This window comes from Adhaeretor mobilis (genome assembly GCF_007741515.1).
Taxonomy (GTDB): Bacteria; Planctomycetota; Planctomycetia; order Pirellulales; family Lacipirellulaceae; genus Adhaeretor; species Adhaeretor mobilis.
The window spans coordinates 4244239-4264516 of record NZ_CP036263.1; the positions used below are offsets into that span (position 1 = coordinate 4244239).

At 56.3% G+C, this 20278-nt stretch carries 21 protein-coding genes; 14 read left to right on the forward strand and 7 right to left on the reverse strand.

The window, feature by feature from the left end; genetic code table 11:
* Positions 1–72 precede the first annotated feature (72 nt).
* Entirely contained in the window at positions 73–909 is an 837-nt protein-coding gene (locus tag HG15A2_RS16715; protein ID WP_145061513.1) for an ABC transporter permease, read from the forward strand.
* Between the two features lie 74 nt (positions 910–983).
* On the opposite strand, the gene HG15A2_RS16720 is transcribed toward HG15A2_RS16715, so the two are convergent.
* A complete protein-coding gene (locus tag HG15A2_RS16720; RefSeq protein ID WP_145061528.1) occupies positions 984–1211 on the reverse strand; it encodes a hypothetical protein in 228 nt (75 codons plus the stop codon).
* 531 nt (positions 1212–1742) lie between these two features.
* On the reverse strand, positions 1743–2672 hold the full coding sequence (locus tag HG15A2_RS16725; protein WP_145061530.1) for a serine O-acetyltransferase: 930 nt from the start codon (positions 2670–2672) through the stop codon (positions 1743–1745).
* A 520-nt stretch (positions 2673–3192) separates the two neighbouring features.
* On the opposite strand from HG15A2_RS16725, the gene HG15A2_RS16730 reads away from it, so the two are divergent.
* Entirely contained in the window at positions 3193–3588 is a 396-nt protein-coding gene (locus HG15A2_RS16730) for a hypothetical protein (protein WP_145061532.1), read from the forward strand.
* Between the two features lie 2 nt (positions 3589–3590).
* On the opposite strand, the gene tatC is transcribed toward HG15A2_RS16730, so the two are convergent.
* On the reverse strand, positions 3591–4754 hold the full coding sequence (tatC, locus tag HG15A2_RS16735; protein WP_145061534.1) for a twin-arginine translocase subunit TatC: 1164 nt from the start codon (positions 4752–4754) through the stop codon (positions 3591–3593).
* 187 nt (positions 4755–4941) lie between these two features.
* Here tatC and HG15A2_RS16740 point away from each other — a divergent pair, with 187 nt between their 5' ends.
* From HG15A2_RS16740 to HG15A2_RS16755, 4 genes are all read left to right on the forward strand, one after another.
* A complete protein-coding gene (locus HG15A2_RS16740; protein ID WP_145061536.1) occupies positions 4942–5928 on the forward strand; it encodes a type I phosphomannose isomerase catalytic subunit in 987 nt (328 codons plus the stop codon).
* A gap of 106 nt (positions 5929–6034) precedes the next feature.
* Positions 6035–6355 (forward strand): hypothetical protein, encoded by a 321-nt coding sequence (locus tag HG15A2_RS16745; RefSeq protein ID WP_145061538.1) that lies wholly within the window; start codon positions 6035–6037, stop codon positions 6353–6355.
* An 87-nt stretch (positions 6356–6442) separates the two neighbouring features.
* Positions 6443–7486, forward strand: a complete 1044-nt coding sequence (locus HG15A2_RS16750; RefSeq protein WP_145061540.1) for a pseudouridine synthase — start codon at positions 6443–6445, stop codon at positions 7484–7486.
* Complete coding sequence (locus tag HG15A2_RS16755) at positions 7483–8394, forward strand: dihydroorotate dehydrogenase electron transfer subunit (RefSeq protein WP_145061542.1); 912 nt, start codon at positions 7483–7485, stop codon at positions 8392–8394. The genes HG15A2_RS16750 and HG15A2_RS16755 overlap by 4 nt, the downstream gene beginning before the upstream one ends.
* Before the next feature lie 56 nt (positions 8395–8450).
* On the opposite strand, the gene rpsT is transcribed toward HG15A2_RS16755, so the two are convergent.
* On the reverse strand, positions 8451–8714 hold the full coding sequence (gene rpsT / locus HG15A2_RS16760; RefSeq protein ID WP_145061544.1) for a 30S ribosomal protein S20: 264 nt from the start codon (positions 8712–8714) through the stop codon (positions 8451–8453).
* Between the two features lie 79 nt (positions 8715–8793).
* Entirely contained in the window at positions 8794–10245 is a 1452-nt protein-coding gene (locus HG15A2_RS16765) for a tetratricopeptide repeat protein (RefSeq protein ID WP_145061546.1), read from the reverse strand.
* A 232-nt stretch (positions 10246–10477) separates the two neighbouring features.
* Here HG15A2_RS16765 and cobA point away from each other — a divergent pair, with 232 nt between their 5' ends.
* The 4 genes from cobA to HG15A2_RS16785 all read left to right on the forward strand — a co-directional run bounded on the left by cobA (position 10478) and on the right by HG15A2_RS16785 (position 13897).
* Positions 10478–12001, forward strand: a complete 1524-nt coding sequence (gene cobA, locus HG15A2_RS16770) for a uroporphyrinogen-III C-methyltransferase (RefSeq protein ID WP_145061549.1) — start codon at positions 10478–10480, stop codon at positions 11999–12001.
* Positions 12002–12231: 230 nt separating this feature from the next.
* On the forward strand, positions 12232–12525 hold the full coding sequence (locus HG15A2_RS16775; RefSeq protein ID WP_145061550.1) for a hypothetical protein: 294 nt from the start codon (positions 12232–12234) through the stop codon (positions 12523–12525).
* 68 nt (positions 12526–12593) lie between these two features.
* A complete protein-coding gene (locus tag HG15A2_RS16780; protein WP_145061552.1) occupies positions 12594–12815 on the forward strand; it encodes a hypothetical protein in 222 nt (73 codons plus the stop codon).
* A gap of 11 nt (positions 12816–12826) precedes the next feature.
* Positions 12827–13897: a S1 family peptidase gene (locus HG15A2_RS16785; RefSeq protein WP_218932030.1), complete on the forward strand. Its 1071-nt coding sequence runs from the start codon at positions 12827–12829 to the stop codon at positions 13895–13897.
* A 7-nt stretch (positions 13898–13904) separates the two neighbouring features.
* Here HG15A2_RS16785 and coaD read toward each other — a convergent pair whose 3' ends face one another.
* Both coaD and HG15A2_RS16795 read right to left on the reverse strand, forming a co-directional pair.
* Positions 13905–14390 carry a pantetheine-phosphate adenylyltransferase gene (gene coaD, locus HG15A2_RS16790; protein ID WP_145061555.1) on the reverse strand — a complete coding sequence of 162 codons (486 nt, stop codon included), beginning with the start codon at positions 14388–14390 and terminating at the stop codon, positions 13905–13907.
* Positions 14391–14503: 113 nt separating this feature from the next.
* Positions 14504–15664, reverse strand: coding sequence for an aminotransferase class V-fold PLP-dependent enzyme (locus HG15A2_RS16795; protein ID WP_145061557.1), 1161 nt, complete (start codon positions 15662–15664; stop codon positions 14504–14506).
* Positions 15665–15753: 89 nt separating this feature from the next.
* Here HG15A2_RS16795 and HG15A2_RS16800 point away from each other — a divergent pair, with 89 nt between their 5' ends.
* The 4 genes from HG15A2_RS16800 (at position 15754) to HG15A2_RS16815 (ending at position 20176) form a co-directional block, all read left to right on the forward strand.
* Positions 15754–16965 carry a protein-L-isoaspartate(D-aspartate) O-methyltransferase gene (locus tag HG15A2_RS16800; RefSeq protein WP_145061559.1) on the forward strand — a complete coding sequence of 404 codons (1212 nt, stop codon included), beginning with the start codon at positions 15754–15756 and terminating at the stop codon, positions 16963–16965.
* 205 nt (positions 16966–17170) lie between these two features.
* Complete coding sequence (locus HG15A2_RS16805; protein ID WP_218932032.1) at positions 17171–18208, forward strand: TIGR03000 domain-containing protein; 1038 nt, start codon at positions 17171–17173, stop codon at positions 18206–18208.
* Positions 18209–18374: 166 nt separating this feature from the next.
* On the forward strand, positions 18375–19187 hold the full coding sequence (locus HG15A2_RS16810; RefSeq protein WP_145061563.1) for a hypothetical protein: 813 nt from the start codon (positions 18375–18377) through the stop codon (positions 19185–19187).
* Positions 19184–20176 carry an HTTM domain-containing protein gene (locus HG15A2_RS16815; protein WP_145061565.1) on the forward strand — a complete coding sequence of 331 codons (993 nt, stop codon included), beginning with the start codon at positions 19184–19186 and terminating at the stop codon, positions 20174–20176. Before HG15A2_RS16810 ends, HG15A2_RS16815 begins: the two co-directional genes overlap by 4 nt.
* Positions 20177–20278: the final 102 nt, after the last annotated feature.

A 20278-nucleotide genomic window follows, 5' to 3' on the forward strand; every position in this document is an offset into this window, starting at 1 on the left:
TAGAATTCGCTGCCCAACAAAGCTCGCCCAGAAGCACTTGTTCCTTCCAACATCAAACTTCACACATCCGCTATGCATCCTTCCTACCTTGGCGTATTTCTGACTTTTGCTCGGAATAGCCTTATCCGCGATATGACCTTCAGGACCAATTTCCTGATCGAAGTCGTATCGAGTATGTCGTGGATGATTATGAACCTGGGGTTTTACACGCTCGTTTATCAGTTTACGCCCGATATCGAGGGCTGGGGCAAGTACGAGTTCTTCGTGTTCATCGCTACTACGATGTTCGTGAACAGCCTGGTGCAAGCCTTCTTCATGCCGAACGCTCAAGAATTAAGCGAGCTGGTGCGCACCGGCGGGCTTGACTTTGCACTACTCAAGCCGATCGATACGCAATTCCTGGTTTCGCTGCGTCGTGTGAATTGGTCTTCGCTGGGCAATTTTTTCGTGGCGTTGGTGCTACTGGTTTACGCACTCCCACGGATTGAGAACTTCCAGCTTTTCTGGTGGCAAATATTGCTCTACCCATTCTATGTGCTGATGGGAGTACTCATTCTCTATAGCATCATGATCACGCTGGCCGCAACCAGCATTTGGCTGGGCAGGAACCAGTCGCTCTACGATTTCTGGTTCTACATCACGAACTTCTCACGCTACCCGATGGAAATCTACAGAGGTAGCTATGGAGAGCCCTTGCGCAACGCATTCACATTTGTGATACCGATTCTCGTGGTGATCAACGTCCCAGCGAAGATTCTTGCCAAGCCGTTCAACTCCCAGGGAGGCGGCATGGCAGCCGACTGGCGTTTCCTTGCCCTGTTTACGCTTTTCGCTACTGCCGCATCGCTCATCTTTAGTCGCTGGATCTTTAAGAAGGCGCTAGGAAGTTATCGTAGTGCGAGCAGCTGAAGTACGCTCTGGCCAATGAACTGGTGGCATAAATTTGGGAAGGGCAGCCTGCTCACTCAGTGACCTTGCTTCCATCAAAGTAAATCCCTATCTGGGTTAATATCCCATAACGCGATTTCTTGGAGTGGTATGCCGAATACCTCAGCTTGTGCCTGCATGAGGGACACAATCTCGTAATAAGCCGCCAGATAACCTAAGTCAAAATGATCTTCTGATGATGCACTGATTTTTGCCTTCAGTGCACTTTCTTTAACCAAGTGCCCAAGATCAAGCAAGTAATTGATAGCCGTTGAGTTTGTCATGTATCAATTCACTTTCTGCAAAGGCCCCCTAAAAGCAGAGAAACTCAATCTCCCATCACGGTAACGGTGAGCGTACGCTTCCGAAGAAAGCGCCCTGCCAACATGGATATATTTGACTTGATCGTCATTTCCTTTCACGCCGTTCCCTTGCCTCGTAGACCTTCCCTAGCTGCGACAACCAAGCCACATCACCTTGCTCGGCTCGTTTTTCATGTAGCGAAGGAGTTAAACCGTTCCCGACTTGTAGCACGGTTTGCTGGGATCATCGCCAGGGATCACCATACCGACATCAACAAGTTGCTGCAGGGTGTCGAATAGCTTTCCGATAGGTGTCGCCCACAGCAAGACATTGCCAGAGCCCAACTATTAGCGTATCCCAATCCGCCAGAGTACTGGAATCACCAACCGATGGTTGCGCGGACAGGTAGTCTCCAAATCACGCGTGTCCCGAGATTGTAAGCCCTTGGACTGTCAACTTGCCGGCGATCGCAATTCTCAGAGAAAATGATCTACGTGGATATTTCTTCGCATCTAAGCATTCGATTCGGCGCGCATCTTGAGTTTGGGCTTCTCCAGTAGCACAGTCGTGTGAGGTTCAACACTATACGTGAGCCACACACTTGAGCCAATCACCGAATCATGCCCGACTATGGTCTCGCCGCCGAGAATCGTGGCGTTCGCATAGACAACCACGCCGTTCTGGATGGTGGGATGACGCTTCTGGTCGCGTACTAAGTTTCCCTTACCATCCGTAGGGAAGCTCAAGGCTCCTAGTGTGACACCCTGATAAAGTTTCACGTGATCGCCAATGTCACATGTTTCACCCACCACGACACCAGTGCCGTGATCGATAAAGAAGTACTTACCGATCGTGGCACCAGGATGAATGTCGATACCGGTGCGCATGTGGGCCCACTCGCTCATCATTCGCGGGATGAATGGTATCTCCAACTGATAGAGTAAGTTCGCCAAGCGGTACACCGTGATCGCTTCCAGCCCCGGGTAGCAAAAGATCACTTCGTCGGGCGACTTGCAGGCTGGGTCGCCGTCGTAGGCAGCTTGCACGTCGGTCGCGAGCAACTCGCGCATGCGCGGTAGTTCCCCTAGGAACTGTAGCGTCTTGGCTTGGCCGAGTGCTTCGTAATCGACATCGCCGTCGCATTCGCTAGTTGCGCCCGCTTCATGCCGCAGCGCCCGGCCGATCTGGCGGGTAAGCCGATCATGCAACCGATCGATCACTTCACCCACGTAGTACTGCACGTTGCCATGGTGCAAGCCCTCGCGCCGGCGATATCCAGGGTAGATGATCTCAGTGAGTTCTTGAACGGTTTCAATGACTTCTTCGTAATTGGGGAGTGGGCAATGATCAAGGTGATTGATCGTGCCCAGTTCCTCGTAGGTCTGCACCAAGCGTTCGGTGATATCGGGGAGTTGGTCTTTAAGACTGAAATCGGTAGCCATTGCAATAATTCCCTAGCGCCACTCGTCGGAAGCGGCCTGCAAAAGTGTGAGCGAGTATGGGGGGACGCAGAACAGCGCCGCCGCAGGCAAGAGATCCCGGCCTTACGCCGGGACGATACAGAGACAGCCACGGGTTGTGGGAAACCCTTGAGAAGCTGGTTGTTGGTAGGGCTGAAACATGATGACTCGGGCAGTTCAGCCCGTTGATGACAGTCTCGCAATTAATAAGCGACGCATAGGAAGCGACTCAGTGGTTCGCTGAAAGGTTCATTCGGCGATCCGCTCCTACCGAGTTTAACTATTCTACCGGCTCGATGGGAAGCAAGCGCCATCGGACTGATGCCCGTCGACCACAAAATACCACACAAAAATAAGGGCCAGGTCGACATTTCCCCCCCGAACGAATGATACCTTTTAGGTAGAGCCTACTGCGAATGGCCTGCCCAAGGGTAAGCCTTTCCAGCCTTTTCGACCTTTCCGGGTCAAATCAGGGCTCTCCGTCTCATCGGGGGACAATATCGTGGCTTTCTCCATCGCCGGACTCGATCCGCAACTTGCCTTTGTACTACTTGCTCCGCCAGCCTTGGCCGGTGCAGCCTGGGCGTTGCGCATCGCATGCGTGCTTAGTCTGACCAAAGCGCCAGGCCTTTGGCATTCGTTGGTCTTGGTGTTTACTCTCGCAATTGCGAACGGTGCTATGCAATTCTACTTAGGCGTCACACATACACAGCTAGGATTCAGCTCCCAGTACGTGTTGCCAGCGATCATCAATGCGATGGTGCTAACTTTCGGTTTGCCCGTAAACCCCGTATCAGGCCTCATGGTCGCGATCGTCCACGCCTGTATCTGCGGCTTGGTCTATCTGGTCGGGGTAACCGTTGCCGTTGGGCTATTCAATATGCCGGGCAGTTTTTGAGATCAAGACTCGCTGCGGGTCGATTCTCTACGTCCCGGCATGTACCGACAAAGCGCGATCCCGGCAAAGTAGAGTGCCACCAATGGAACGCCCATGACTACCATGCTCTGAGGGTCGGCAGGAGTAAGGAACATCGAAAGGACGGCAATCACCAGAATCGCAATCCGCCACTTTGAGAGGTACGTCTCGACCGTGAACACGCCGATGCGCTCTAGTAGCAACATAACTAGTGGAAGTTGAAAGCTGATCCCAAAGCCCAGAGGCAGGAGCAATACGAAGCTCATCCACTCGCTGAGCTGCATACTCGGGTCGGTCTCTGTCCAGGCGTAGAACTTAAAGAGGAAAGCCAGCACGTAGTCAAAGGCTACGTAAAAGGCCAAGGCCGCTCCTGCGAGGAACAGCCCTAAACTGAACGGCAAATAGAGATAGATATACTTGCGCTCATGCCGATAGAGCCCAGCCGCCACAAAATCCCAGATGAAGTAAAAGATAAAGGGACTCGCAAACATCGCCCCCGCCACGAGCGAAGCCTTGATGTAGACCATGAACGGCTCGTGTGCTTGCAGGCCGATTACCCGTACCCGCGGGTCGTCTTCGACAGAGCGATAGAGACGCAGTCGGATTAAATCGTCTCGACTGGGAATGAGTGGTTGCTCAGCTGCTGGTTGTTCAGCTGCACGTTCCTCAGCTATTCGTTCATCAGTAGCGGGCAGCGCGCCGAGGTCGATCGCCTCGGGAAAACGCTTCGCTAGTTCTGGGAGTATCTCCCGGGGATCCAACCAGTATTCCAAAGGGCTCAGGCCTCGCTCGGCAAATTCGCCAGCCGCAGCATCAAGATCATCTGGAACCGCTTCTCCGTCAGCTTTCAACTGTTCCAAGCGTTCCAGCTCTTTCACTTCTGACTGCTCGCGATAATGTTCAACCAGCGCTTCTTTTAGAGGAGTTTGGATGTACGCGACGATATCCCAGCCGATGAACAGACCAAAAACCGTGCCTGCGGCCAGCGCGAGTATCGCCTTGAAGAGGGCTGAGCGTAGTTCTTCCAGGTGCTGCCCGAAGGACATCTTCGTATGGTCGAACGCTTCGGTGACCTGAGGCCCTTTTGAGTCGGCACGCTGCTCGTCAGCAGGCTGGGAGGGATCAGTTGGCTCGGAGGGCTTGGGCATCGGCGATCGTGGGCGGCAAGCGAGTTAAGAAACCCGCCAAGCCACCCCGCTAAGCTGCAGTGCAGCCCGCAGAGTAGAGAGTAATAGGGTCGTAGAGTTTCTGGGTTGAGAAGTGTATTTTACTTGGAGAAGGAAGTCCGCACAACGCGGCCTCATTGACCAGTAGAGCGACCCTAAACGCGAGAACATGGCAAGCTGCAACTACCCGCTGCGATTCCTACCAATATTCCGCCGCTACCTGTGGGGCGGTCGTCGCTTGGCCACAATGCTCAGCAAACCCATTGGCGAAGGGGAAGATTATGCCGAAAGCTGGGAGGTGGTCGATCATGGCGAAGACCAGAGTATTGTCGAGCATGGCTGGCTGGAGGGAGCTCCTCTGAGCGAGTTGGTCGAACATCATGCAGGCGAGCTGTTTGGCATTAGCTACGCAGGAGATCAGTTCCCACTGCTCATGAAGCTGCTGGATTGCAATCGTACACTCTCCGTACAAGTCCACCCTAATGATGAGCAGGGTGCGAAGCTCGATCCGCCCGACCTTGGTAAGACCGAAGCATGGGTCGTGCTGGCGGCAGACCCAGGCAGCAAGATTTACGCTGGGTTGAAGCCAGGTGTTACTCGTGAACAGGTTGCCTCAGCTCTTGAGGTAGGCGAATGCGAAGAATGCCTACATGCTTTCGAACCGACCGTGGGCGATTGCGTGTTCATTCCCGCAGGCACGGTTCATGCACTTGGAGCGGGGCTCGTGATTGCCGAGATCCAACAAGCGAGCGATACCACGTTCCGATTGTTCGATTGGAATCGCGTTGGCGCGGATGGCAAACCACGCCCGCTGCATATCGAACAGTCGCTGGACGTGATCGACTATGAGCGAGGTCCGGTGAGTGCGCAAGTACCCGAGAAGATTTCTATAGAAAGCTCGAAGCTAAGCCGCGAGCGGTTGGTGGATTGCGATAAGTTCGTGCTCGATCGCGTGCGATTGAGCGAGGCAGCCGAGTTGGGCGGGGACGATTGCTTCCATTTGCTGGCTGTGCTCGAGGGCTCCGTGCAGTTGCAAGGCGATCAGGCTGGAGTTCCGCTCTCCAAGGGGCAAACGGCTTTGGTCCCTTCGGCAGCCGGTTCGTTCGAAGTGACTCCGCAAGCAGAGGCAACCCTGCTCGATATCTTCCTGCCCTAACCTCTCTGGTTAGGGAGAGCACGGAAGTGCTAGCTGAAAGCTATCTGGTCTGGCCCATGCAGGCCCGCTACACTCTTGCCGAACTTTCTCAATCGGAGCGGCAACGATGCGCAAGACACAGTTCATACCTTTAGCAATTTTTTCGGTAGGACTGCTGGCGCTACCTGCCTGTGGCCCTTCGCTCACTCGTCCGCAATTGAATCACCCGGGACCTGCGCAGTATCAACGGGCTCGCGCGTTACAATTCGATCCTTATCCGCCCAATGACTTGGCCCCAGAGATCGTCGGCGGCCGTCCCGCAGGCTATGCTCAACCGCCGAATGAAGTCGAGCGAGCCCGCCAGCACCGGCCGGCTGGCCCGTGGGCGAATCCAACACCCACGACAATCACCCCGGCACCAATCCCTGTGGGTGCTCCGCTTTATTAGCCAAAGTGTCTTTATTGGCCAAAGTAAACTCTGACTGCTGCTCGCTCCCCTGGGTTTCTCCCTCTCGGCGGACTATGATGGCAGGTTATGTCACGTCCATCGAAGAAGACCCAGCCTAAAAGGGCTCAGCAGCGCGGCCCCGCCAAAAAGGGCCCGCCCAAGAAGCCGACAAAGAAACGTCCAACGAAGAGTGCTGCGCCACCGCGCAAGCGATCCTCCGCCAAGGCAAAGCCGAGTAATCGACCCGGCGAACGGCTGCAGAAGGTTCTAGCCGCGGCAGGAGTAGCAAGCCGTCGCGAGTCCGAAGAGCTGATCACCGAGGGGCGTGTCCAAGTCGATGGCGACGTAGTGAGCGAACTCGGTGCGCGGGTGGAACCGCATCAGGAAATCCGCGTCGATGGGGAACTGATCACCCAACCGCGGCGTGTATACTACGCGGTCCACAAACCCACGGGCGTGGTGTGTACAGCTAGCGACCCAGCCGGGCGGCCCCGCGTGATTGACATGATCCCCCCTGAGGCGGGCCGAGTGTTCAACGTGGGACGACTCGATATGGCGAGCGAAGGGCTCATCCTGCTGACCAACGACGGCGAGCTCGCCAACCAGCTCACCCATCCCCGGCACGGTGTTGAGAAAACCTACGAGGTCCAAGTGGCCGGCAAGTGCGAGCCTGAAGTGCTCGCTCAACTTCGTAAGGGAATGTATCTGGCTGAAGGGTTCGCGAAGGTGGTGAACGTAAAAATTAAGTCACGCCGGAAGATGTCGACGCTGCTGGAAATGGTTTTGGACGAAGGCCGCAATCGAGAAATCCGCCGCCTTTTCGCACGTGTGGGCCACAAAGTACAAAAGCTTACCCGTATTGCCGTGGGGCCCGTTAGGCTCGGCGATCTGCCGCGCGGTGCGCATCGCATTCTCACCCCCCAAGAATTGAAGAAACTGCGCGACGCGGTTGATGCTCCTAAAGACGAAAAGCTTGGCGAAGCAGCCAAACGTGGTAAGGCGGCAGCTCGCAAGTTGCCTTCCTCAGGTTCGGCAGCTAGAGGTTCGGCCGGTCCTTCAAAAAAAGGAGCAAAGCCCAGTAAGGGCCGCCCAGCCAAGGGTAAGCAGACCGGCAAGCGAGGTCAGCGATGAACGCCACGGGGTTGGATTGTTCACAACACGCCCTGTCAGCAGCGTACTACGCTGATGCCGCTCGCCAGCGGAGCGTCAAGATTGTGGAGAACACCCCGCTCTCCAGAGACACCTTCCGACTGCGTCTAGCTTCGCCAGAATTGGCCTCGCACATACTACCGGGGCAGTTCCTGATGATTCGGCTTCCGAGCCACGAAAGCCCGTTGCTGGCTCGTCCTTTTGCTCTCTACGACACCTGGTGCGACGATTCAGGCACTCCCCTCGGCCTCGACATTGGCTATCTTGTCGTTGGCAAAGCGACTCGTTTGCTGAAAGCAATGCGCACCGGCGATTCGGTGGAAGTCTGGGGGCCGCTGGGCAATGGATTCTTGCCGCAAGCTACGGAGCACCTGATCATGGTCGCTGGCGGAATTGGGCAGACGCCTTTTTTGGCACTCGGGCGGGAATACCTTGGTGGTCGGCCCTATGGCAACCCTGGGCGTGAGGTGCCGCCCGCGAACAAAGTCACGCTTTGTTATGGTGTGCGTTCAAAGCAATTTGCCGCCGGTATTGAAGACTTCGAGAACGCGGGAATCTCGGTAAAGATCAGCACCGATGATGGCTCGCTAGGTCACCACGGTCTGGTAACCGACTTGCTCAAGCAAACTTTGGATCAACGTCTCGGGCAGTGCCGTATTGTTTGTTGTGGGCCTGAACCCATGATGCACGCTGTCGCAAGAATCGCACACGAACGAGAGGTGCCATGCCAGGTGTCGCTAGAAACGCCCATGGCCTGCGGCATCGGCATCTGCTTTAGCTGTGTGACCAAGGTCCGCCAATTAGAAGAGGATCCCACGGGTGAAGTTTGGGACTACAAACGTACCTGCGTAGACGGGCCAGTGTTCGACGCGGCCAAGATAGTTTTTTGAGCCTACTACCAGAAGCCCGCGAACTAACCTCTCGCGGATTTGCCGACCCATTCTAGCTACTTCGCTGCTTTGATAGCCGCTGAGAGGCGACTCTTGGTCCGAGCCGCTTTGTTGGCATGAATGATGTTCTTGCCTGCCGCCTTATCGAGTGCCTTCACGGCCAGCTTGTGCTCGGTAGCGATAGCTTCTGATTCACCAGCGGCAATCGCCTCACGAAGCTTGCGGATTTGCGTACGCAATCTCGACTTCACAGCCCGATTCGCGTCGCGGCGGTCTTGTGATTGGCGAAGGGTCTTTTTGGCGTTGGCTGAATTTGGCATCGTGAGGGGGTCTTCAACTGGTTGGGGGTGCTACCTGCGGGCCAAACTCCCTTGGAGAAGCCCAATTCCGAATCTCGAATCAACCACTATCGCGTAACGAGCTGATTTTGTCTAGCCGGTCAGCCACATCTCGGTAGCCAAAATCTAGCCCGGCAAGCTCCGTGAGATACCGCTCCGCCCGATCAAGCTCCCGCATGCCCGTGGAGAGCACACCGGCACGATAAAGAGCCAATTTGTGGGTTTCTGCGGCCGTTTCGCTGCGATCCGACTGAGCGGATTCAATGGCCTGCTCGTAGTTGCTAAGCGCTAGTTTGAACTGTTCAATTCTCTGGAAGCATTCCCCAAGGCCCAGCAGTACGGTCGTATTTCGGCGAGAATCACCCCGGGCCGCTTGCAAAACAGGAATGGCCTCCCGGATCTTGCCTGCTCTTTTCAGCCGGACTCCCAGCTCAAATTTCAGCCGCGTGCTGTCCGGCTCACGATCGCTACGGGCCGCGTAGACTTCTAGCTCGATCTGGTTGGCTTGCTGTCGCAAGCGGTTTACTAGCGTATCGGCCTCTTCGCGAGCATCCTCTTCGGCTTGTTGGGCCTGCTGCTCGGCAATTTCAACTTGGCGACGCGCACGACGTAGCCTCACATTCTCAATCCGCTCGGTGACATCAAAGTCACCGCTGCCGGCCACTTGGCGGGCACGAGAGAGCACTTCGTCCGCTTCATCGAGGCGGTCTTCATGCAAATAAAGATCAGCCAAGTTCAAGTAGGCTTCCGTCTCGGCTGGATTGTCGGTGATCGACTTTTTGAACCGCTCCTCGATAGGCAACGAGAGATCCTCTGCCCCCTCTTCCTGTTTGGCCAGTTGAGCCACACGAAACTCGCCCGAGGGTTCCCCCTCCTCGCCGGCAGCTTTCGACTTGTTTGCCTCGTACCCTCCCACATAAATAGTCTTCTCCACCGATAGTTGAGCAATTGCATGGCGGGCTTCCTCGTCCTCAGGCTTCGCAACGGCTACGCGTTGCCAGCAGGCAATTGCTTGATCGAATTGCCCCATCCGCGCCAGCTGCAGGGCAGCCCGGCGGTTCACAACGGGGTTCTTTGCATCTCCACGGAGCGCCCATTTCAAGTAGTAGAGTTGGCACTCGTTGATGCTCAGTTCCTGACAAGCATCTGCTAAGCCCACAAGCGTCTGAGAGTCGAAAGGGCTGAGGGCGAGGGCCTGACACCCCGCCTGAAATGCCGTGGGCCAATCCCCTTTAGCGGCCGCTTTGGCCAAGGCGCTGCGCTGGCTCTTGATTTTTAGCCCCGCTAGCTTCGAGCCTTTCTTGCCGGCGAACTTCTTTTCCAGATTATCCAGAAAAGCCTGTAAGTAGACAATGCTCGCTGGGTCCTCGACCACGCATTGCGTGAATAGTTGGTTTGCGTAGTCATGATCCTGTTTTGCAACGCAGCGCTGGCCGTGCTCAAAAACCTTCTGCAGCCGGTGACGCGAGCTTGAAGAAAGTGGTGCAGCTGCGTTATTAGGTTCAACGGACATCCAAATTCCATGCTGTGCAAGTTGACTCGGAGGAGAGACAATCACCGAGAGTGCCTAGCGCCGCTACGCAAGTGAACGCTGTGCAGCTATTCTAGCAGTAGAGCCCTAGGGCTCAAACGCACACCCTACAGAAGAACGTGTGGAAATAATGCTGTGATTCACTCAGCGAATCGCGACAATATCTCGACTTTGCAATCCGCCTACCCCTCGCCTGCTAGACTGAAACCCATTTATGGCCGTACCCACAGGCAAAGTCTACCTCGTCGGTTCTGGACCGGGTGATCCTGGGCTATTGACGCTGCGCGGACGTGAATTGCTCGCGAGAGCGGATGTGGTGCTGTACGACTACCTAGCGAATCCGCTGCTGATGAGGCATGCTCAAGCCGATGCAGAGCTAATCTGCCTCGGTCGTCACGGCCAGGCGCAAGGTCGGGGGCGTATCGTAGATCAGGAGGATATCCACCGGCAAATGGTAGCCGCGGCCCAGAATGGCAAACAGGTCGTACGGCTCAAAGGGGGCGACCCGGGAGTATTCGGGCGTATGGGAGAAGAGTTGGCGGCCCTAGAGGCGGCGGGCGTTGCGTATGAAATCGTGCCCGGTGTCACTGCCGCCCTAGCTGCCAGTAGCTACAGCGGCGTGCCGCTAACGCATCGCGACCATGCATCGTGCGTGGCGTTAATCACCGGTCAGGAATCACGGATGAAATCGGGCAGCAAGCTCGACATGGCCGGACTTGCACGGTTTCCTGGCACGCTCGTGTTTTACATGGGAGTTACAACTGCCCCCGACTGGTCGAGCGAATTGATCGCCCACGGCAAGCCGGGCGACACTCCCGTGGCGATCGTGCGACATGCCTCACTGCCAACGCAAAAAGTACTCACCAGCACACTGGGCGAGTTGGCTAGCGTTCTCGCGCCGGGTAAGATCCGCCCGCCGGCAATCATCGTTGTCGGCGAAGCCGTGGTCGCGCGATCGACGCTCCAGTGGTTCAGCTCGCGCCCCTTGTTCGGACGGCAGGTACTCGTCGCACGGCCCGAACATCAAGCCGCCGAACTCACCGCCCAGTTATCTGAACTCGGGGCAAGCGTCCTGCTGCAACCGGGCATCTCCATTAACGAACCCAAGGACTGGCAACCAGTTGACGAAGCAATCTCTCGGTTCGCTGAGTACGATTGGCTAGTGTTCTCCAGCGTAAACGGCGTGAATTACTTTCTAGAACGTCTCCTCAAATCTGGTAGTGACTTGAGAAGCCTATCAGGAATCAAGCTAGCCTCAGTCGGCCCGGGTACGACTGAGGCGCTCGCTGCTTTCCACTTGAAGGCAGACCTGCAGCCAGACGAGTATCGCGCCGAGGCGCTAGCCGAAGCCTTGTCCGGAGAAGCCGAAGGAAATCGATTCTTGCTGTTGCGAGCTAGTCGAGGCAGGGAAGTACTCGCCGAGTTATTACGCTCGGCTGGAGCTGAAGTCGAGCAGGTCGTAGTGTACCAAAGCAGCGACGTCATCGAGCCCGCTGAGGAAGTGGGGACCGCGATGGCTACGGGCAAAGTCGACTGGACGCTGGTCACGAGTTCCGCCATCGCTCGCTCTTTAATCGCGATGTTCGGCGAACAGCTTCACCAGACTCGGCTAGCAGCCATTAGCCCTATAACGGCGGACGTGCTCTCAGAGGCCGGCTACTCGCCCACGGTGGTTGCGGAGCAGCATACGCCGGAAAGTCTCCTAGTGGCTATTCTTGCCGCTGAGACAGCTGGCTAGAGGAGGAGGTAGGGAGTGCCCTCAACGGCGATCCCCACACTTTCCCGAATGACACTTTCTCGACTGACTTTGCTGATTGCGCAAAGCCTGCTCATTCTGCGATTGATTCTCTTCAAGCAATCCTTGTTGGGTAACGTCAGACGTTTGGGGCAACGTCCTCCAATCAGCCGAAGAACTGTTTGGAGGGAGAGACTTCTGCCGCCCAAAGCTGTAATCGAGGAGAGATATTCATGGCCACCAATCGCAATGTGCCCGGCCCCAAAGTGCACGTTCCTGAGGCTGACGACCCGACAACACGAGCGCCAAAAGTCCGCGCTACGATCTACCTCCCCGAGGACGTGCTCGACGAGGCACGAAACGCCGCCGTGCACTTGGCCGGCTACCCGGCCCGGCTGACGCTCACGAAGTTAGCTGAGGATGCCCTACGAGCAGAGCTGCATCGATTGAAACTTCTGCATAACGATGGCTGTGACTTCCCACCGCGTGAGGAAGACCTCCGCGGCGGTCGCCCGATAGCCGCGTAGCTACCTTCATTACCGTCTTCAAAAACAACAGCTCCCAATAATCGCCACTCCCGTAGGAATGCTCCCCCATGGACGTTCAAGAAAACAATAGCCCACCCTCAGCTTGGCTTAGCTGGGGACAGCCGGTCGAAAATTCTCACGAGCAATCGTCGTTCAAACCGAAAGCTCCCGAGCCGTTACGCGTCGACTCCCCCGTTTCGCCTGAAAATCGCAACCAGCTCCGCAACCGCTTGTTACAAATGATCGTATCCAGCGAACAGTCCCGTAAAGCCCATAGTTCGACTCGCTAATGTTCCTTTGTATGCTTGCCATCCTTTGCGTGAGGCTGCGTCGTCCTAGTGCTCGTTCGCGCTGGTGGCTCGTTGCTGTGCTGGTGGGTTTTGTGTATTGCGGAAGCGCTAAGACGCAAGCGGAACCGGCGACGTTATACAACGAGTGGCATCGCAGTCAGCAGCCACACCCTGCGGTGGCTCGCATCATTGTGCCGGAGGGTGAAGCCACTTCGTATGGCTCGGGGACGCTGGTGGATATTCGTGACGACTTTGGCCTTGTAATTACCAACTGGCATGTGGTCCGCGATGCGAAGGGCCCGATTGAGGTGCTCTTCCCAGACGGCTACCATTCCAAAGCACGATCGCTGAAGATCGATGCCGACTGGGATCTTGCGGCGCTCGTCGTGTGGCGGCCCAAAGCCCCACCCGTGACGGTCACAGAACATGCACCCCGGCCAGGCGAAACGCTCACCATTTGCGGCTACGGGCACGGTATCTATCGTTCGGCCACCGGCAAATGCACGCAGTACTACGCTCCCGAAATCAATCTGCCGCGGCACATGGTCGAGCTCGATGTGCAAGCTCGCCAAGGCGATTCTGGCGGCCCCATCTTCAACGAGCGCGGCGAGCTAGCCGGGGTGCTCTTCGGAGCAGGCAAGGGTACGACACTGGGCAGCTTCGGCGGGCGAGTCAGCCATTTCCTGGCGACCTTAGCACCGGACATTGGGAAAAATGAATTGGAAATCGTTGCTGAAGCTGCCCCACCTGATAAAACGGAACCTCAGAAGTCGGCCGTAGCAAGTTCCGCCAAGGGCGATGGCCTTGACCCTTCGGCAACTTTGCAAGCGAATTCACACGACACAGAACTCGAGGGCCCAAGAACTCTCGATGATCCGCAATGGCGTCCTGGTGACGAGAACATCGCCGCACTGTGGGGCAAGGCTCCAAGTTCCGTAGCGAAGCAACAGGTAATGGCCGCTGATAGCTCCGTCAATCAACCAATCCGGAGGAGAACGCGTTTATTCGACAACCTGAAGTCGGCTCTGGCCGTGATCGGCGTACTCGCGGTCGCAGTGCAAATCCTAAGAGCCGCAAAGTAGGTATTCCCTACTGGTACTTCTTCCGCAACGCTGGCACGACTTCGGCCGGCACGAAACGAGCCAGCTCCTCATCACCAGCGAGGCTGGTGATTTGTTTGATGAGCGAGCTCGACACGTGCGAGAACTCATCGTCGGCCATCAGGAACACCGTCTCGATGCCCGGATCGAGCTTGCGATTCGCCAGTGTCATGGTGAATTCTGTTTCCATATCGGTGAGCGAACGAACACCGCGGATGATAACGCTCGCTTTGCAATCGCGCACGAACTTCACAGCGAGGCCAGAGAACATCTCTACCCGTACATTCTCAACGTGGCTGCAGGTTTCCTTGACAAGCGACACGCGCTCTTCCGGCGTGAATAGCGACTGCTTGTCGAGGTTGTGTCCCACGCCCACGATGAGCTCGTCCACCAAACGGCTGGAACGCTCAATCACATTGAGATGCCCCAAGGTTATGGGGTCGAACGAGCCAGTGTAAACCGCGCGACGCGACATACCGTCTTCTCTGCGTAATTGGGAGTTGGGAACGAGGAATCAAGCTCCAAGGGAAGGAACCGCTGATAGACACAGATTAACGCAGATAAGCTCCTATGCGTAGGCCGATGGCTCTAGTTGGTGCCGAACGAGCGAATCGCCTCCCTCAGGCGACCTATGTCTCCGTCGTGATTGTAGCCATGCAGGCTAATTCGCAGCCGACCCGACCGGCAGGCCAGTGCCACACCGCTGTTGAGGCAATGCTTGCGGAACGCCCGGGCATCAACATCTGGTAGCGAGAACGTTACGATTCCAGAACGATTGTCGCCGCAGCGAGGCGTGTGAAGCTCCGCCCCGCAGCTGGCAAGCTGCTCGCATGCGTTGTCAGTGATATCGAGGATCGACGCGGAAACATTCTCAACGCCCAAATTGTTGAGTAAATTGAGGCTTTGCCCCAGCCCAATTAGGCCCGCCATGTTCTGCGAGCCTCCTTCGTAGCGAGCCGCCGTGGTCTTCAAATTCAAGTTGATATTGGCGAAGTCGCTCCCTTGCACCACGCTGTTCCAGCCCACGCCCGTTGCACGTAACAACGGCAAGCAATCGCGACGAATGTAGGCAAAGCCGGCACCTTCGGGCCCTAGTTGCCACTTGTGTCCATCAGCGGCTAGAAAATCGATTTGTGTTTGTCGAACATCTAAAGGAAACGCGCCGATGCCCTGAATCGCATCAACTAAGAACAAAGCGTTCTTGTCGCGGGCGATCTGGCTAATGACATCAATATCCCGCCGAGCACCGTTCTTGTAGCCGACCCAACTGACCGTGATCAAGCGTGTTCGATCATCACAACGTTCTGCTAGTCTCTCGTAGTCCACGAGACCGTTATCCGTTGGAACGAGTCGTGTCTCCACGCCTTGATCCTGCAAGTGCATCCAAGGATACAAATTGGATGGAAACTCATCGTCGAGCGTCACGACATTGTCGCCTGCTTGCCAGTCGAGCCCCTCAGCCACGAAATTGATTCCCGCGGTGGTGCTGGTGACAAGCGCGATCTCCTCTTCTGAGGCCCCAATCATGCGAGCCGCCTCAGTACGCGTGCTCTGAACCTGGGCCGACCAATCAAGCCACAGGGTGTCCCCCTCCTCACTGGCCTGTTGAAGCCACTTGGCCATCGCCACCGAAGTCGGCTTGGGGAGTGGCGATACAGCCGCGTGATCCATATAAGCCCACTTTTCGGTCACGGGCATCTGCTCGCGCAGGCGTTCTCGGGTATTGGCGATAGTTGCGGGGTCATTCATGGGCGTTACAAGGCAATCTGCGGGTTAGAATAGAGCAACCATCCAAGATGGCGGTCGAATTGGATTACGGATACCTCTTAGGACTACTTATGAGCAAGCTCCTCAGCCTGCTGTATTTTGCGATCTCACTCATTGTATCTCCGTCGGAACTCTCGGCTGAAGATCTTACGGCGAAGCGAGAGGCGATGGTCGCGCGCGAAATCGAAGCGGCTGGGGTTCGCGATGCACGTGTCCTCAAGGTCATGCGCACCACCCCGCGACACGAATTCGTACCGACCGGATTTCGCAAACAGGCCTACTTGGATGCGGCTCTACCGATTGGCGATCGACAAACGATTTCACCACCGTTTGTTGTCGCTTACATGACCGAACAACTCAACCCGCAAAGTACGGACAAGGTGCTAGAGATTGGCACCGGCAGTGGCTACCAAGCGGCCGTGTTGAGCCCGCTGGTAAACGAAGTCTACACGATCGAAATCGTTAAACGGCTTGGCAGGCGAGCAGAGCGAACGCTCCGACGTCTCGACTATAAGAACGTGCACGTGCGTACTGGCGATGGCTACTTAGGTTGGCCAGAGGAAGCTCCCTTCGACAAAATCATCGTAACTTGCTCACCTGAAGACGTCCCTCAGCCGCTCGTCGACCAACTTGCCGAAGGCGGACAGATGATCGTACCCGTGGGTGAGCGTTACCAGCAGAATCTCTTCCGGCTCACTAAGCGAGATGGAAAGCTAGAACGAGAACCGCTGCGTGCAACCCTCTTTGTACCTATGACCGGCGAGGCGGAAGACAATCGCCAGGTACAACCCGATCCCTTGAACCCAGAGGTCAACAATGGCGACTTTGAAGTCTCCGTTGGGGATTCTAAGCACCCCACCGGCTGGCATTACCTGCGACAAGCGGAACTTGCTACCTCGCCGAATCCGGCTGAAGGAAAACAATTCCTGCGGTTCACCAATCGCAGCCCGGGGGAACCCGCACGGGCTTTGCAAGGCTTAGCGATCGACGGGAGAAGCGCTGCGCGGATTAAACTCTCGGCCAGCGTGCGCGGCAACTCTCTGGCCCCGGGTCCTACGCCCGGCCAGGAGGCCGCGGTGATCATTACTTTTTACGATTCACGCAGAGCAGTCATCGGGCACGAACGGCTGGGGCCCTGGGCTGGAGATTTTGATTGGAAGAGTTCAACCAGTGACATCATCGTGCCGTTGGCCGCCCGCGAAGCGATCGTTCGGCTTGGGCTGCATGGTGGCATAGGCACGTTGGATGTTGACGATTTGCAACTCCATTCGCTGCCGGAGTAGCAGGCATGATGCCTGCGTACAACGCCCGAACCTCCCAGTCGGCAAAAGCCGTTAATTTTACGCAGATTCCTTGAATTACTGTGCGAGCCTGCTATCTTAAAACTGCATGCGGGGAGCCGTGCCAGCTCTCCAGCGGCCCGCAAGAATCGTTTTTAGGGCGCCCCACTTACTCGGCACGAATGACACACATCGGGAGACATCAACGATGAAATCACTTGGCAAGACACGGATAGCCCAAGTTGCGGTGGCCATAGCCCTGACTGTTATGTTGACAGCAGACGCGTCGGCGTTCTCACGCGGTCGCCACGGCTCGCGCGGCAGTTATGGTTCGGCAGGCTCAGCCGGAAGCTATGCATCCTCTGGAAGCTACGCATCCTCGGGCAGCTACGGTTCGGCTGGCAGCTACTCTTCCGGTAGCTACGGGGGCAGCTACGCGGCTTCCTACACCTCAAGTGGTAGCTACGGTTCAGCAGGCTCAGCTTCAACTGGTAGCCGCCCTGGACTCTTCGCTCGCTGGCACGCCCGCAAGGAAGCCCGCAGGGCAGCTCGCGCTAGCAGTGGCTCGTACGGCTCCGCTGGCAGTTATGCATCCAGCAGCTACGGTTCGGCTGGCAGCTACTCTTCCGGCAGTTACGGCTCAAGCTACAGTGCACCTGTTGAGTACAGTGCACCTGTCGATTTGGGCTGCCCAACTTGTTCGACTGACAATGCCAGCGTGGGAACGATCTACGCCAGCGTTCCTGTAGGTGCCAAGATCTACGTCAACGACTCACTGACAACAAGCACTGGAACCGAGCGTACGTTTGCTTCCAACGGTTTGGAAGCTGGGAAGAGTTACGCTTACGACTTCCGCGTTGTTTACAACTTAGATGGTCAAGAGATTGTCCGCGAGAAAACTATTCAGCTGAATGCTGGCCAAGACGTGCGTGTTGCCTTCGATGGCGAGTCACTTGTTTTGGCTTCGCCAGAGCCTGTGAAGACTGAGCTCAAACTGGACGTTCCGGCTGACGCCAAGGTATACCTAGCCGGCTCGGAAACTCACCAGACCGGCGAAGTTCGCACCTACGCCAGCACGCGGCTTCAATCAGGGCAGCAATGGCAGGACTACACCGTTCGTGTCGTCCTTGAGCGAGACGGCAAGACGCTGGTTCGTGAGAAAGCCATGACGCTCTCCGGTGGCGAAACCTACCAACTGAGCTTCGATTTCGACCAGGACGTCAACCAGATTGCGTCGGTTGATTGATCGCTGAACGGAAGAATTGCGGCAAATCGGCTCTTTTTCGATAATTCCGCAGCATTCTATCACGAAACCCCCGCATCGGCGTTGACCGCTGCGGGGGTTTTTCGTTTGCTAGTAACAACTTCCCTCGTCACCGATCTCGCCACCCGCATCCATTGGCACTCTTGAAATGGCCGCTGCAAAACCAAAGCCTAAGCAAAACAAGTCGGAGCGCGCCACTGAGGCAGAGTCAGCCGCCAAGAAAGCGCCGCCCAAAAAGCCGAAGCCCCCGCGACAAGTCGATCCCAACTTGCCTTGGCGCCCGTGGTTGCGTGGGCTGTTGACCTTGTTCATTGTTTGGCATGTGTCTGCGTTGTTTGTGGCGCCCTGGGCGGTGCAGACAGAGGCGAGACTCCATCCCGATATTCGCGAGAGTGACATTCTTGGCAAGAAACGTCTGTCTGCAGAGGAGACTCTCAAGAGTATCGATAAAAACTCCCGGCCACTCTTGAGCACTTTGAACAAAGTGTTTCGACCCTATCTGAATCTCACCTACTTGAATCACGGTTACGACTTCTTTACCCCAGATCCTAGCGGTAGCTACCTGCTCGGCTGTGTAGCTTATGATGAAAGTGGCGAGACGATTGCCGAGGAGATTTATCCCGATCTTAAGAAGCAATGGCCACGACTGTACTACCATCGCCACCTGATGCTCGCTGCTCAAGGTGGTCAGGAATTCGGTCCGGACTGGTCGAAGCTTTACGGCCAGCATTTGGTGAAAAAGTTTGGCGCAACGAAAGTGCATCTGTCGGCGGCTTACCATGGGCTCCTGTCCCCTAGGCAAGTACTAGATGGCACGGTCCTTGATGCGGACAGTACCTACGAAACTCAAGCTGAGGCGGACATCTATCCCATTCGAGAGAGTGACGGAGACAACCAACACCGCCCTATAACACCCGTGCAGCGCAACTCACCGACGCGTATCCCGGGAGTTGGACCATGATCCGCCCTTTTGCGCCAGTACGAAACTACCTTGTCGAACTATGGCAAGCCTGGAACCGATTCTGGTTCGCCCCCACCGATCCGGCAACGCTCTCGCTTATTCGCGTGCTGGGAGGGGCAATGTTGCTCTATACGCACTTTATTTGGTCGCTTGATCTCGAGGCTTTCATCGGTCCCGAAGGCTGGGTGCCCGTCGCTTACCTGCGTGACAATGTTTTGGTGCTGCCAGGTGACGACTCCAAACAATTGACTGTTTGGAGCGTGTTTTTCTGGATCAAATCGACTTGGGTGCTCTGGGTCGTGCATCTCTTCGCGTTAGTCGTGTTCGCATGCTTGATGCTCGGCCTATTTAGCCGCACGGCGGCAGTGTTGGCCTGGCTACTGGCAATCTCTTATGCCACTCGCGTGACTCCTGGCTCGTACTTCGGACTCGACAAGGCGAACGTCATGCTGGCCACGTACTTGATGCTGGGCCCGTGCGGAGCGAGGTACTCGCTCGATCGTATCTGGCGACTCCGCAAAGGTAAGGAAGTGTCGTCCGAGCATTCTCCCTCGGCCAACTTAGCCGTTCGCTTGCTGCAACTTCACCTCTGCATCGTTTACCTGTTTTCAGGACTCGCCAAATCCCAAGGGGCCACTTGGCAGGGCGGAACCGCCGTGTGGTACGCCATGGCCAGCTTAGAGTACCAATCGATCGACATGACATGGCTTGCCGGGTGGCCACTGCTGGTAGCACTCCTCACGCACGTAACCGTGTTTTGGGAAGTCTTCTACTGCTGCCTCGTGTGGAACCGCTTCACACGTCCGATCGTGTTGTGGATCGCTTTTGCCGTACACGGCGGCATCGCCCTGTTCATGGGCATGAAGACATTCGGCTTTGCAATGCTCATTGCGAATCTCGCCTTCATCTCGCCGGAGGCGGTGCGTCGCTGGGTCGATCCGCTAGCGAGTCGCGTTTCGCTAGCATTGGTTGGTCAGAAGGTCGACTAGCGAGTTTTTGAGGCCCGTGTAGCAGCCGACACCTCACATCTCGCCGCGGTGCTTGCAACGGCAGAGAAGGGCCCCCCTAGACCAACCTTGAGAACTCCCTAG